The organism is Streptomyces sp. SPB074 (assembly GCF_000154905.1).
Taxonomy (GTDB): Bacteria; Actinomycetota; Actinomycetes; order Streptomycetales; family Streptomycetaceae; genus Streptomyces.
On the sequence record NZ_GG770539.1, the window covers coordinates 3,979,862 to 3,992,382 of the forward strand.

Sequence of the window (12,521 nt, forward strand, 5' to 3'; positions counted from 1 at the left end):
CCTTCTGGAGGTCGCGGATCAGGTCGAGAATCTGGGCCTGGACCGTCACGTCGAGCCCGGTGGTCGCCTCGTCGGCGATGAGCAGCTGGGGGTTGTTTACGAACGCCACCGCGCCCTTCACGAGGCGGCCGCCTGCGTCACCAGGCGAAAGCCTCCGGGGAGGGGCCGGGGCCGGGGAAGATCTCCTCAAGGCCGGTCAGGACCTCTTCCGAGAGGTCGATGCCCACGGCGCGTACCGCGGAGTCGAGCTGTTCCCGCGTGCGCGGTCCGACGATCGGGCCGGTCACACCGGGACGCGTGAGGAGCCACGCGAGTGCCGTGTCGCCGGGGAGCAGTCCGTGCTTGTCGACCAGCGTCTCGTAGCGCTCGATCTGCTCGCGGACGGCGGAGTTCTTGAGCGCGTCCGCGCTGCGGCCGGTCGCGCTGCGACCGCTCGCCGAGCCCTCGCGCTCACGCTTGAGCGCGCCGCCGAGCAGCCCGCCGTGCAGCGGGGACCAGGGGATGACCCCGAGCCCGTACTCGCGCGCGGCCGGGACGACCTCCATCTCGGCGCGACGCTCGGCCAGGTTGTACAGGCACTGCTCGCTCACGAGCCCGACCATGCCGCGCCGCGAGGCCAGCTCGTTGGCCTGCGCGATCTTGTAGCCGGGGAAGTTCGAGGAACCGGCGTAGAGGATCTTGCCCTGCTGGATCAGGACGTCGATCGCCTGCCAGATCTCCTCGAAGGGGGTGTTCCGGTCCACGTGGTGGAACTGGTACAGGTCGATGTGGTCGGTCTGGAGCCGCTTGAGGCTCGCGTCGACCGCGCGGCGGATGTTGGCGGCGGAGAGCTTGTGGTGGTTCGGCCAGGGATCACCGGCACCCATGTAGCCGTTGACCTTCGTGGCGAGCACGACCTTCTCGCGCCGGCCACCGCCCTGCGCGAACCAGGTCCCGAGGATCTCCTCGGTCCGGCCCTTGTTCTCGCCCCAGCCGTAGACATTGGCCGTGTCGAAGAAGTTGATTCCCGCGTCGAGCGCGGCGTCCATGATGGCGTGGCTGTCGGCCTCGTCGGTCTGCGGCCCGAAGTTCATCGTCCCCAGAACGAGCCTGCTGACCTCAAGTCCCGTACGTCCGAGTTGCGTGTACCTCATGCCGACCAGCCAACGCCTTGGAGTGGACTCCAGGCAAGTGGGGGAGAGGGGCGGGGACGGAGGGTGCGGAGCAGGGGGACAGCGGGGCGCCGTGGTGGGACGGGGGGAGCGGCGGGGCGCTGTGGTCGGGCAGGGGGAGGAGGACCGGATGTCGTGGTGGGCCCGTGGGGGGCCCGGGCGCCGTGGGGGGGGCAGGGCGCGGAGTCCGCCTCCCGTGCGCGCCGCGGTCCCGTTACCGGCTCCCGCGTCCGCTTCCGCGGCCGGTCGTTCAGGGCTGTTCCGGGAAGTCCTTCGTCGTCAGGACGAGCGCGGCCGGGGTCTTGCTCAGGTCGACGTCGAGCCCGAACTCCACGATCGTCTCGGCGCGGTACTCGCCGTCACGCGGCTCGGTGTAGACGTGGCAGCGGCGCTGGTACGGGTCCGCGATGAGGTAGACCGGCACCTCGGCGCTCGCGTACGCCGCCTTCTTCGGCCCGTAGTCGTTCTGGCCCGTCCCGCGCGAGATCACCTCGGCGACGAACTCGACGTCCTCGTGACGCCAGCGTCCGTCCGTCGTCGCGGCGCCCTTGCGAAGCTTCGCCACGTCCGGAGCAAAGGCGTTGCTCTCGCCGGGAAAGTCGATACGCACGTCCGACAGGACGAGGACATCCAGGCCGTGGGTGTCCTCCAGTGCACGCACAAGGCGACGGATGATGCGCCAGTGCGCTTCGCGCTGCGGTGACATGTATACGTACCCCTCGACGATCTCGGATCGGAATCCGTCAGGGGTGGCGCGTTCCACGCACTCGAAGATCTTGTCGAGGTCGCTCTCGTGGTCCTGTTGCTGGTCTGCCATCGTGATTCGGTCCTCGGTCTGTACGAGGGTCATCGTGGCGCTCCTCCCCGGCGAGGCGATGGACGCCCCGCCGCGTTCCTCAACGATAGGAGGAGCGGGCCCGACACGGTACGGGAACGGGCGTGCGGGGGTGTGGGGGGCGCGCCGGGCCGGGACCGGGGAGCAGGGGGCGCGGTGCCGGGCGCGTACGGGAGCGGCGGGGGCGCACGGATGAGGGTGAAGCGTACGCGGGGGGCTAGCGTTTCTCGTATGAGTGACGACGCGCCCGCGAACCCGAGTCCCGAAACGTCTCCTCCCCGCCCGCCCACGGAGCCGCCGCAGTCCCTCGCGGACCCCGCCGTGCTGCTCGCCGAGTACCTCGACTACTACCGCGCCACCGTGCTCGCCAAGCTCGACGGGCTCTCCGAGGCGGAGCTGCGCCGCAGCAGGCTGCCCTCGGGCTGGTCGCCGCTCGAACTCCTCAAGCACCTCGCCTACGTCGAACGGCGCTGGTTGCGCTGGGGTTTCCTCGGTGAGGAGATGGACGAGCGCACGGCCTGGGGCGACGACGACCCCGAGTCGGGCCGCTGGCAGGTGCGCGAGGACGAGTCCCCGGCACAGATCCGCGACCTCTTCGCGCGCGAGTGCGCGCACTCGCGGCGGATCGTCGCGGCGGCGGGGCTCCAGGACCGCGCCGCCGACACGGGCCGCTTCCCGCCCCCGGCCGAGCCGCCCACGCTGTCGTGGATTCTCTTCCACGTCCTCCAGGAGTACGCGCGACACGCTGGACACCTGGATGTCGTACGGGAGTTGACGGACGGGCGGGTGGGGGAGTGAGCGGGAGGTGATGACGGAGGGGGTGGCGGGAGGGGCGGCTGCCCGCGTCCCCTCCGGTGCGTCGCTCCGCGCGGCGTATGCCCGGGCGCCCTTCGCCCGCGCGCTTCGCGTCAGGCGATCCCGCGCTTCTCCATAGCGCCGAGCGCCACGACGACCAGGATCACGGCGCCGCCCGCGCCCGCCAGCAGCATCTCCCACCACGCGTCGATCGCGCCCAGGAACCGCAGCGCGAACCGGAACGGCGCCACCGGCAGCGCGTCGAGCAGCCACCGCGCGAGCGGCCCGGCCACCCACGCCCCGACGGCCGCCCCCACGGCGGCGACCCCGAAAAGCAGCAAAGGCACCTGCCCTTCCGACGGTGCGCTCGCGGGCTTCTCCCCCGCGCCGGCCGCGTCCGGAAGGGGCGTGTCCGCGACGGTCGCGTCCGCGCGCGGGGCACTGACGGGGCGTACGTCCTCGGTGCGGGCCGCAGGTGTCGCGGACGGGTGCGCGGCGCCTGCTTCGGTGTCGTCCCGGCCACTCGGCGGGCCCGCACTCGCAGCTGACGCGTCCGCAGCCGCAGCCACGTCCGCCGCCGCGTGCGTCGCGCCTCCCTCCGGCACGCCGGGCGCCGACCGGTCCGGCGCGCCGGCCGCTCGCGCCTGGGGCTGTCCTGCGGAGCCGGTCGGCGGCGGTGCCGCCTTCCCCGGATCGCCCGGCTTCCCCGAGTCCTTCGTCATGCCCCCAGCCTTCCGCCCCGCCGTGCGGCCACGCAAGGTGCGTGGGGGCCTACGGGGCCACGACTTCGGTAGGAGAACCCCGCCCGCTGTCAGCCCTGAGACGGACCCTCGTGGGGTACCGGAGTGTGACTGATGCCCTGGAGCAGGGCGCGGAACGCCCACGTGAAGCGGGCGTCCGGGGTGCCGGAGAGGAGTAGCGAGGAGGCGGCGCGGATGTGCGGGTGACGGCCGGGGTCCGCGCCGTGGACGGCGTGCCGGACGGCTTGCCACTCCTCCTCGGCGACCGGCGAGGAGTCGTGGCCGGTCTGTTCGGCGGCGGTGGCGGTGGCGTGCTGGAGGAGCAGGTCCACGCCCCAGGCCGCCCGGTCGGGCGCCACGCCGCCCTCGGCGAGCAGGGCGAGCATGTGCTCGACGAGATCGAGGTAGCGCGGTCCGCTGGGACGGGCGACGAGCGCGGAGCGCGCGAGGCCCGGGTAGCGGAAGAGGAGGAGCGTGTACGACGCGAGGAGGCCGATCAGCCGCTGTTCCCAGTCGCCGGGGTCCTCCTCGGGAGGGACCCCGGCCGACGCGGGAACGCGCACCTCGCCGAGGAGTTCGTCAAGGATCGCCGCGTGCAGCTCCGTCGTTCCCGCGACGTACACGTAGAGCGAGGCGGGCCCGGTGTCGAGTTCCCTCGCGAGGCGCCGCATCGTGACCTTGTCGAGCCCCTCGGCGGCCATCACCCGGATCGCCGCCGCGACGATGCCGGAACGGCTCAGCGCCGGTTTGGCGGGCCGCTCGCGGCGGCTGCGCGGCGGCGTCGCACGCGGCGGGGCGGCGCGGCGCGCGGACGCGCGGGCCGGGGGGCCGGACGGCGCGCGGGCCGGGGGGCCGGACGGCGCGGGGTCCGTGCTCTCGTCGCCGTCCATGTCCCTCACTCGTCTCGCGGTCCCTGACCGGGGGTGGCCCGGGCCCGTTCACTGTAACGAACGGGTTCGGCGCTCACCGGAGCGGCGACGTTCGTCCTGTACGGGGGGCGAGCCCTGTACGGGCTCGGTCGGCGCGTACGGGGGCGGCCCGGCCCGTACGGGGGTTCGCCGCCCGTACGGGGTCCGCCCGGCGCGTACGGCGTTCCGCACGGCCCGGGCTCGCCCACCTCGTACCGGCCTCGCCCACCCCGTACCGCCGCTCCCTCCCTTCACCCCTCGCCCCTCGCCGCTTCTCCCGCCTCCGGTCCCCGCCGTCAGGCGGTCTCGGTTCACACGGTGAGCACCATCCGGAAGCGCGCCTCGCCGCTTCGCATCCGGTCGAAGGCCGCGTTCGCCTCCGCGAGCGGTTGTTCCTCCGTCCAGGGGCGGATGCCGGTGTCCGCCGCGAAGCGGAGCGTGTCCTGGGTGTCCACGGCGATCCCGGAGGCATGGCCGTAGACACGGCGGGCCTTGTCCACGAACTGCGCGGCGGTGAGGTCGAGGCGCTCGGGAGCGATCCCGACGACGATGAGTTCGCCGCGCCGGCCGAGCCCGTCGAAGGCGTCGGCCATCGCCTTGGCCTGGGTGACGGTCGCGAGGACGACCTTCGCGCCGCCGAGCGCCTGGAGTTCGGCCGCGACATCCTGCGTAGTGCTGTCGATGTAGTGCGCGGCGCCCAGCTCCCTCGCCAGAGGGGCCTTCTCCGCCCTGCGGGCGACGGCGACCGTGCGGAAACCCATCCTCGCGGCGAACTGCACGCCGAGGTGTCCGAGGCCGCCGAGCCCCAGGATCGCCACGGTGTCACCGGCCCGCGCCGCGCTGCGCCGCAGCGCGTTGTAGACCGTGACCCCGGCGCAGGCGAGCGGGGCCGCGTCGACCGCGCTCAGCCCGTCCGGGACGGCGGCGAGCGCGACGGCCGGCACGATCACCGACTCCGCGTACCCGCCCGGATAGGCGACGCCCGGGATCTCCACCTCGGGACAGTGCACCCCGTCTCCGGTGCGACAGGCATCGCAGTGCCCACAACTTCCGCCGTACCACCCGACGGCGACCCGGTCCCCGACCGCCCAGCCGGAGACCCCGGCGCCGAGCGCGTCGATCCGGCCGGCGATCTCGTGCCCGGTCGTGACGGGGAAGGGGTTGCCCATCGCGCCGCTGATGACAGCGCCGTCGGAGTGGCACACCCCGCACGCCTCCACGGCGATCCGCACCTGTCCGGGACCCGGCTCCCCGGTCTCGACCCGGGCCTCGGTGAAGGCCCCGCCCGCCGCGTCGACCCGCATCGCGCGATGTGTGCGCTGCTCCTGGCTCATCTCGTACGTCCTCGTGTCTCGGCCTGCGCTGTCCTCCTCACGTCTACCGCGTCGTCCGCGCGGCCTACCACCGCCGGGTGAACCGTCCGCCGACCGGCCCCGCAGGACCGTCCGCCGCACGACCGATCGCCACCGGGCCCGCTCCCGGCGCGGCCCGTCTCACGACCTGTCCGCCGCCGTCGCACGGCGCGGGTGCCTCACCGTTCGGCCGCGCCCCGTTCCACGCACAGCTCGTTCCCCTCGGGGTCCCGCAGGGTGACCCAGCCACGGCCGTCCGCGCGCCGGTGGTCCTCGTGGAGCGTGGCGCCGAGGGCGAGCAAGCGCTCCACCTCCTCGTCGCGCGAGCGGTCCTGCGGCTGGAGATCGACGTGCCAGTGGTTCTTGCCGGTCTTGGGCTCGTCGACGCGTACGAAGAGCAGCGCCGCGCCCGCCGCGTGCATCAACGCCTCGGGATCGCCCGGGGCATCGTCCTCGGTGACCGCGCCGTCGAGGAAGGCCGCCCAGAAGGTGGCGAGCGTGTAGGGGTCGGCGCAGTCGACGGTCAGATGCCGTATGAGAGATGCCATGGCAGCGAGGGGACCACGGGGCGGGCGGCTGGACTAGCGAATTACGTTGGGTGTGCGGTCTGTTGACGGATGGCTGGGGGCGTCGGTGCGGGGCGTGGGAGCGCGGGGTGCGTCGGCGCGGGGGCGGCGGCGAGGCGGGCGGAGTCCGGTGGGCGCGGGCGCGGCGGTGGGGACGGCGGAGGGGGAGCGGCGGACGAGGGCGGGGCGGACGAGGGCTGGATGGCAATCCATGGTGGCCGTGGGCGGTGGTTGGGGGTGTACGGGGGCCGCTGCGATCGTCGCCGGAAGGGACGCTCACGACATCCGCCGGGGCAATGGGCGACGCATCGGTCGGACGCCGGTCAGGAAGCGTTTCGGCCTGGGCGCCGAAGTTCCACTTGGCCGTTTATTCACCCTATCGGGGGCTTGTGCGTGGCTTGCGGGTTTGGTGGTGCGGCGGCGGGCATGACGTTCCCGAGAGGCCGGGGTGGTCGGTCGGAGGGGGAGGCGCGGGGTGCGGGAGCAGGGGCGGGTGACGAGGGGCCGACGGTGCGGGCGCGGGTGCGGCCGCGTGCGCAGGGGGGAACGGCCGCGCGTGCGGGCGCGAGGAAAAAGGGCTCGCGAGAGCGGGGGAGGGGTCCGTAGCCTCGCGGCCCATGGAAGCCAGGGAGCAGGAGCGCGGCGGCGAGGCGGGTGACGACGGCTGTCCGCGGAGCGCCGCGCTGCCGGTTCCGGGAGCGCGCATTCACTACGAAGTACGGAACTCCGGACCTTTGCTGGTGCTGCTCCCGGGCGGCGGGGGAGATGCCGGGGTGTTCGACGGGCTCGCGCCCCTGCTGGCCGACGCCCGCACCGTCGTCGCGCTCGACCCGCGCGGGTACTCGCACAGCGTGCTCGACGGGCCGCCCGCCACGCAGACCGTGGAGCGGCAGGCGGACGACGTGGCGGCGCTCCTCGCGCACCTCGGCGGCGGACCGGCCGACGTGATCGGCGGCAGCGACGGGGCGCTCGTGGGCCTGGACCTGCTCGCCAGGCATCCCGCGCTCGTACGCCGCGTGCTCGCCCACGAGCCGCCGCCCTTCGGCCTGTTGCCGGGAGCCGAGGAACACAAGGCGTTCATCGCCTCGGTCCACGAGACCTTCGTACGGGAGGGGCTCGGCCCGGCCGGAGCGCGGTTCGCGGCGTGGGCGGGAGCGGGAGGCGACGCGTGGGAGCCCGCACCGGAGCTGGCGGCACGCCTCTTCGCGAACGGCCCGCGCTTCGTGGAGCACGAACTGCGTTCCTTCACCTCGTGGCTGCCGGATGTCGAGGCGTTGCGCGGACCGGCTGCCGAAGGCCGGCTCGTGCTCGCCGTCGGGCGCGAGACCGGCGGCGCGCTGTGCCGGGAGCCCGCTGTCGCGCTCGCTTCCCGTCTCGGCCTGGACCCGGCACGGTTGCCGGGCGGACACGGGGGCTGGCTCGCGGCAGCGCCGGAGTCGGCCCAGCTGATAAGGGAGTTGATGAGATGAGCGGTGCTGCTGCCGAGGGGGAGGGGGCCCGCTGGGCCCAGGACGTACGGGAAGTGGTCGCGCGTGCCCTCGCGACCCTCGCGCCTGCCGCCGGCACCGGAAACGCCGCCACGTGGTCGGCCCCCGCCGGGCCGCTGGCCTGGAGCTGCTGGGAGACGGCCGAACACCTCGCCGACGACCTCTTCGCCTACGCGGCCCAACTCACCCCCGCCACCGCACCCGTGGACGACGACGTGCCCTTCCGCTGGGAGAGCGCGACGGACGGCGGCCCCGCGAACACGATCCGCGCCGATCCCAAGCACGGGCCCGCCGGGCTGCTGCGTGTGATCGACGCGTGCGGCGGACTGCTCGCGGCGGCCGTCCGGGTCACGCCGCCCGAGGTCCGCGCCCATCACACGTTCGGCCGCTCGGACGCGGCCGGGTTCGCCGCGATGGGCGTGGTGGAGACCCTCGTGCACACCGACGACCTCGCCCGCGGCCTCGGCCTCGCGTGGTCGCCGCCCGAGCCGCTCGTCGCCCGGTCGCTCGACCGCCTCTTCCCCGATGTGCCGCGCGACCTCGCACCCCCGTGGCTTACCCTCCGCTGGGCCACGGGCCGCGCCGCGCTGCCCGGCCTGCCGGACCGCTCCGGGGGCTGGCGCTGGGACGGAAGACCGGCGGCGGAACGCGGGTAGCCGCGGGCTGCCGCAGGCCCGCTCCGGGCGGCGGCACGGACACCGGACATCGGCCGACTCCGTGTCGTGAGAGGGGGAGTGGCACCGGGTCGGGCGGGGGCGTTCAGGGGTGGACGACGAGGCGGTTTCGGACGCCGTCGAACGTCGCGGCCAAGGAGCGTGCCTCCGGGGTGCCGGGGTCGGCGAAGAGGCCACGGCGGTCGACGTGCACGGTCAGGGTGTCGTGGCGGTCGATCACCTCGGAGACGCCGCGCGCGTCGATCGTGTCCGCCCAGGCGTCCAGGTTGCGGCCGAACCAGTCGGGCAGGCCGCCCGGTTCCCGTACCGCCTCCCAGAAGTCGGCGAGCGTCGCGACGACGTGCCCCCGCAGGTCGATGACCAGCTCGGAGCCCGTCACGGCGCGGATTCCCCGCGCGCGGCGCCGTCCGGCAGATGGCGCAGTGCCGCCTCCACGCTGTCGCCGCCAGGCGTGTTGAAGGCGATCGCCGCCTGCGGGGCGTGACGGCGCACGAGGTTGACGGTGGTCTCGAAGAGCGGCAGCAACGGCTCCGCCTTGCGGATTCCGCCGCCGATGACGACGACGTCCCACGCGTGGCCCGTGAGCGCCGTCGTGAGCGCGGCGTCGGCGTGCTCGTCGTACTCCACGAGGACCATGCCGGCCGTGACGTCGTGGGTGGCGAAGCGGGCGAGTTCGGCGTCGAGGGCCGCGCGCAGCGCGGGACCGTCCGCGCCGGGAATCCCCTCGGGGTCGTAACCGATGACAAGTACGTGGGCCATCCGGACACGCTAGCGACGTCCGCGCGACGCGCCAAGGACACCGCGACGTGCCAGGGCCACCGCGAAGCGGCAGGACCGCCGGGACGTGCCAGGGTCACCGGGACGTGCCAGGGTCACCGGGACGTGCCAGGGTCACCGGGACGTGCCACGGCCAGCGCGTCGACCCGGTCGGGGAAGTCTGTCCGAGGGCCGGTCCGAGGGCCCGGTCCACGACCGTGGCCGTGCCCGCCGAGGTGCCACACTGGCCCCATGGAATCGCGTGAATTCAGCAAGCTCGGCCGCTCCGTCTCCGTCGTCGGCCTCGGCACGTGGCAGCTCGGTGCCGACTGGGGCGACGTCGAGGAGAAGGACGCCCATGCCGTCCTGGAGGCAGCCGCCGACTCCGGCGTCACCTTCTTCGACACCGCGGACGTGTACGGGGACGGCCGCAGCGAGCAGACCATCGCCGCCTTCCTCCGGGCCCACCCGGGCTCCGGGATCACCGTCGCGACGAAGATGGGCCGCCGCGCCGACCAGCTCCCCGAGAACTACGTGCTCGACAACTTCCGCGCCTGGAACGACCGTTCGCGCCGCAATCTCGGCGTCGACCGGCTGGACCTCGTACAGCTGCACTGCCCGCCGACGCCCGTCTACTCCTCCGACGAGGTCTACGACGCGCTCGACACCCTCGTCGCGGAGGACCGCGTCGCCGGGTACGGCGTCAGCGTCGAGACGTGCGCGGAGGCGCTCACCGCGATCGCCCGGCCGGGGATCGCGAGCGTGCAGATCATCCTCAACCCCTTCCGCATGAAGCCGCTCGCCGAGGTGCTGCCCGCCGCGCGTGCCGCCGGGGTCGGGATCATCGCGCGCGTGCCGCTCGCCTCGGGCCTGCTGAGCGGCAAGTACACCGAGGACACGACCTTCGCGGCCAACGACCACCGCACCTTCAACCGGCACGGCGAGGCTTTCGACCAGGGCGAGACCTTCGCCGGGGTCGACTTCGCGACCGGCGTCGCCGCCGCGCGCGAGTTCGCCGCGCTCGCCCCCGAGGGCGCGACCCCGGCGCAGACCGCGCTGCGCTGGATCGTCCAGCAGCCCGGCGTCACCACCGTCATCCCGGGAGCCCGCAACACCGAGCAGGCCCGCGCCAACTCGGCGGCCGGGGAACTGCCGCCGCTCGCCGAGGACAAGCTCGCGGCGATCCGCGACCTCTACGAGCGCGAGATCGCACCCCAGGTGGCGGACCGCTGGTAGAGCGCGGGTCGCTGGTGCGGGGCCCGGCCGGTTCCGGTTCGGCGGGTTCCGGTTCCGGCTGGTTCCGGGTCAGGACCCGGCCCGGCGGTCTGGACGCCGTGGCGTGCCCGGTGGTGCGGAGCCCGGACGGGGCGTCGGGCTGGTCGCCGTCCGGCGAGGTGTGGTCCGGGTGGCGCGATGAGCGACACCCTGGGCGCACGGCCAGCGGATGAGAGGACGAGCGGACGCGGGCGGGCGGCGCGGACGGACAGGTGGCCGCGCGCCCTGCCGGTGGCCGGGAAACCCCGGCGCGCCTCGCAGTCGGCCCGTAGCCGACGCACACCCCGCCGACGACCGCCGGACATCGGCCGTCCCGAAGCCCAGGACTGCCGACCACCGGGCCGTGTTGACGGGTACGTGGCACCCCACCGTCCGGCGGGTGCGCGCGGTGTCCCGCCGTTCGGCGGGGCATTCCCGCCGGACGGCGCCTGCGCTCCCGGCCGGTCCGCCCGGCAGTCTGGCCCACGACCGGGAGGACTCCGGCCGGCCGCCCGGGACAGCCGGCCGCCGGACCGTCCCGTGGTCCCGCACGCCGCACCGAGTCCGGCGCGCCGGCCCTTCCGCTGCCGCAAGACGTAGGGAGCCCTTCACATGACCGCACGCCCGGAGACCACCCCGGCCCCCACCATCTCCGCCGGTAATCCGCCCCCCGCCCCGAGCCCGTCCCCCGCCCCGGCTCCGAGCCCGGCCGCCGTCCCGGAGTCTCCAGCGCCCGGCTCCCCCACCGCCCCCGGCCTCACTCCCTCGCCCCTCACCGCCCCGGCTCCGCTCGGCCCGCCGCCGCCCTTCGATCCCGAACTCGCGGCGGCTCTCGAAGCGCTCGGACCGGTACAAGTGCCCTCGCTGGCGGAGATCTCGGACTCGCGCGAGTCGGCCCTCCGCTTCCCCTCGCCGACACTCGAAGAAACTCCGCGCGGACGGCGCCTTCGAGGTCGAGAAGCGGACCGTGCCGGGACCCGCCGGCGACCCCGACATCACCCTCTACATCTGCCGCCCCGCCGGGCTCACCGGCGAGATCCCCGTGCTCTACCACACGCACGGCGGCGGCATGATCCTCGGTGACGCGCGCATCGGCCTGCCCCAGCTGCTGGACGAGTGGGGGCGCGGCCTGGGCATCGGGATCGTCTCGGTGGAGTACCGGCTGGCACCCGAACACCCCGACCCCGCCCCGGTCGAGGACTGCTACGCGGGCCTCGTATGGACCGCCGAGCACGCCGGGGAACTGGGCTTCGACCCGGACCGCATGGTCATCGGCGGCGGCAGCGCGGGTGGCGGCCTCGCGGCCGGGGTCGCGCTGCTCGCCAGGGACCGGGGCGGCCCGGCGCTCCTCGGCCAGCTCCTCATGTGCCCGATGCTGGACGACCGCAACGACACGGCGTCCGCCGTGCAGATGGCCGGGCTCGGGGTGTGGGACCGCGAGGCGAACCACACCGGCTGGACCGCGCTGCTCGGCGAGCGGCGCGGCGGGCCGGACGTCCCCCCGTACGCGGCCCCGGCCCGCGCCGCCGATCTCTCCGGGCTCCCGCCCGCGTTCGTGGACGTGGGCTCGGCGGAGACCTTCCGCGACGAGGATGTCGCCTACGCGAGCCGCCTGTGGGCCTGCGGAGTCCAGGCCGAACTCCACGTCTGGCCGGGCGGGTTCCACGGCTTCGACGGCATGGCCCCCCAGGCCGCCCTCTCCCAGTCGGCCCGCGCCGCCCGCACGGACTGGCTGCGGAGACTGCTGGCCACCTGAGCACCGCGAGGGCGGCCGGAACACGAGGCCCGACCCCGGGCTCCGGCCGCCCCCGCGCCTGAGGCGCCGCCCTCCCCGAGGACGGCCCGCCTCGGCCCCGTACGGGACCCTCGATCGGCCCGTACGAGACCGTCCCCGACCGGAAGGTACGAGGCCACCCCGCCCGGCCCGCGCGCGCGACAACCCCCGACCCGTACGGGCCAGCCCCAAGCCCCGGCCCCCTCGGGCCACCGCCCCCCGACCCGGG

12 protein-coding genes and 2 pseudogenes are annotated in these 12,521 nt (G+C 74.6%); 5 read left to right on the forward strand and 9 right to left on the reverse strand.

Annotated features, from left to right (window positions below; all coding sequences use genetic code 11):
• The 3 genes and pseudogenes from SSBG_RS32745 to SSBG_RS16580 form a co-directional block, all read right to left on the reverse strand.
• Positions 1-112, reverse strand: a pseudogene (locus SSBG_RS32745) (ABC transporter ATP-binding protein); the annotation flags it as partial.
• 25 nt (positions 113-137) lie between these two features.
• A complete protein-coding gene (locus tag SSBG_RS16575) occupies positions 138-1,133 on the reverse strand; it encodes an aldo/keto reductase (protein WP_008747249.1) in 996 nt (331 codons plus the stop codon).
• Between the two features lie 268 nt (positions 1,134-1,401).
• On the reverse strand, positions 1,402-2,001 hold the full coding sequence (locus tag SSBG_RS16580; RefSeq protein ID WP_037869959.1) for a Uma2 family endonuclease: 600 nt from the start codon (positions 1,999-2,001) through the stop codon (positions 1,402-1,404).
• Positions 2,002-2,217: 216 nt separating this feature from the next.
• Between SSBG_RS16580 and SSBG_RS16585 the strand changes: the two genes are divergently transcribed.
• On the forward strand, positions 2,218-2,784 hold the full coding sequence (locus SSBG_RS16585; protein ID WP_037869961.1) for a DinB family protein: 567 nt from the start codon (positions 2,218-2,220) through the stop codon (positions 2,782-2,784).
• A gap of 110 nt (positions 2,785-2,894) precedes the next feature.
• On the opposite strand, the gene SSBG_RS33275 is transcribed toward SSBG_RS16585, so the two are convergent.
• The 4 genes from SSBG_RS33275 to SSBG_RS16605 all read right to left on the reverse strand — a co-directional run bounded on the left by SSBG_RS33275 (position 2,895) and on the right by SSBG_RS16605 (position 6,329).
• Positions 2,895-3,128, reverse strand: a complete 234-nt coding sequence (locus SSBG_RS33275; protein WP_158677788.1) for a hypothetical protein — start codon at positions 3,126-3,128, stop codon at positions 2,895-2,897.
• Positions 3,129-3,592: 464 nt separating this feature from the next.
• Positions 3,593-4,411, reverse strand: a complete 819-nt coding sequence (locus SSBG_RS16595; RefSeq protein ID WP_008747253.1) for a TetR/AcrR family transcriptional regulator — start codon at positions 4,409-4,411, stop codon at positions 3,593-3,595.
• 329 nt (positions 4,412-4,740) lie between these two features.
• Positions 4,741-5,763: an alcohol dehydrogenase catalytic domain-containing protein gene (locus SSBG_RS16600; RefSeq protein ID WP_008747255.1), complete on the reverse strand. Its 1,023-nt coding sequence runs from the start codon at positions 5,761-5,763 to the stop codon at positions 4,741-4,743.
• Positions 5,764-5,960: 197 nt separating this feature from the next.
• Positions 5,961-6,329 carry a VOC family protein gene (locus SSBG_RS16605; protein WP_008747256.1) on the reverse strand — a complete coding sequence of 123 codons (369 nt, stop codon included), beginning with the start codon at positions 6,327-6,329 and terminating at the stop codon, positions 5,961-5,963.
• A 635-nt stretch (positions 6,330-6,964) separates the two neighbouring features.
• Here SSBG_RS16605 and SSBG_RS31340 point away from each other — a divergent pair.
• Together SSBG_RS31340 and SSBG_RS16615 are read left to right on the forward strand one after the other, a co-directional pair.
• Positions 6,965-7,816 (forward strand): alpha/beta fold hydrolase, encoded by an 852-nt coding sequence (locus tag SSBG_RS31340; protein WP_008747257.1) that lies wholly within the window; start codon positions 6,965-6,967, stop codon positions 7,814-7,816.
• A complete protein-coding gene (locus SSBG_RS16615; protein WP_008747258.1) occupies positions 7,813-8,490 on the forward strand; it encodes a hypothetical protein in 678 nt (225 codons plus the stop codon). The genes SSBG_RS31340 and SSBG_RS16615 overlap by 4 nt, the downstream gene beginning before the upstream one ends.
• 103 nt (positions 8,491-8,593) lie before the next feature.
• Here SSBG_RS16615 and SSBG_RS16620 read toward each other — a convergent pair whose 3' ends face one another.
• Together SSBG_RS16620 and SSBG_RS16625 are read right to left on the reverse strand one after the other, a co-directional pair.
• Positions 8,594-8,887: a barstar family protein gene (locus SSBG_RS16620; protein WP_008747259.1), complete on the reverse strand. Its 294-nt coding sequence runs from the start codon at positions 8,885-8,887 to the stop codon at positions 8,594-8,596.
• Positions 8,884-9,267 (reverse strand): hypothetical protein, encoded by a 384-nt coding sequence (locus tag SSBG_RS16625; RefSeq protein ID WP_008747260.1) that lies wholly within the window; start codon positions 9,265-9,267, stop codon positions 8,884-8,886. The genes SSBG_RS16620 and SSBG_RS16625 overlap by 4 nt, the downstream gene beginning before the upstream one ends.
• 249 nt (positions 9,268-9,516) lie before the next feature.
• Here SSBG_RS16625 and SSBG_RS16630 point away from each other — a divergent pair, with 249 nt between their 5' ends.
• Positions 9,517-10,500 carry an aldo/keto reductase gene (locus SSBG_RS16630; protein ID WP_008747261.1) on the forward strand — a complete coding sequence of 328 codons (984 nt, stop codon included), beginning with the start codon at positions 9,517-9,519 and terminating at the stop codon, positions 10,498-10,500.
• Between the two features lie 873 nt (positions 10,501-11,373).
• Positions 11,374-12,274 (forward strand): annotated as a pseudogene (locus SSBG_RS16635) (alpha/beta hydrolase).
• Positions 12,275-12,521 lie beyond the last annotated feature (247 nt).

What these genes read in the sequence shown, in the direction of transcription:
- SSBG_RS16615 (WP_008747258.1), top strand. Translation starts at nt 7,813, where the DNA reads ATGAGCGGTGCTGCTGCCGAGGGGGAGGGGGCCCGCTGGGCCCAGGAC.
- SSBG_RS16625 (WP_008747260.1), bottom strand. Translation starts at nt 9,267, where the DNA reads ATGGCCCACGTACTTGTCATCGGTTACGACCCCGAGGGGATTCCCGGC.
- SSBG_RS16600 (WP_008747255.1), bottom strand. Translation starts at nt 5,763, where the DNA reads ATGAGCCAGGAGCAGCGCACACATCGCGCGATGCGGGTCGACGCGGCG.
- SSBG_RS16585 (WP_037869961.1), top strand. Translation starts at nt 2,218, where the DNA reads ATGAGTGACGACGCGCCCGCGAACCCGAGTCCCGAAACGTCTCCTCCC.
- SSBG_RS16575 (WP_008747249.1), bottom strand. Translation starts at nt 1,133, where the DNA reads ATGAGGTACACGCAACTCGGACGTACGGGACTTGAGGTCAGCAGGCTC.
- SSBG_RS16595 (WP_008747253.1), bottom strand. Translation starts at nt 4,411, where the DNA reads ATGGACGGCGACGAGAGCACGGACCCCGCGCCGTCCGGCCCCCCGGCC.
- SSBG_RS16580 (WP_037869959.1), bottom strand. Translation starts at nt 2,001, where the DNA reads ATGACCCTCGTACAGACCGAGGACCGAATCACGATGGCAGACCAGCAA.
- SSBG_RS16605 (WP_008747256.1), bottom strand. Translation starts at nt 6,329, where the DNA reads ATGGCATCTCTCATACGGCATCTGACCGTCGACTGCGCCGACCCCTAC.
- SSBG_RS31340 (WP_008747257.1), top strand. Translation starts at nt 6,965, where the DNA reads ATGGAAGCCAGGGAGCAGGAGCGCGGCGGCGAGGCGGGTGACGACGGC.
- SSBG_RS16630 (WP_008747261.1), top strand. Translation starts at nt 9,517, where the DNA reads ATGGAATCGCGTGAATTCAGCAAGCTCGGCCGCTCCGTCTCCGTCGTC.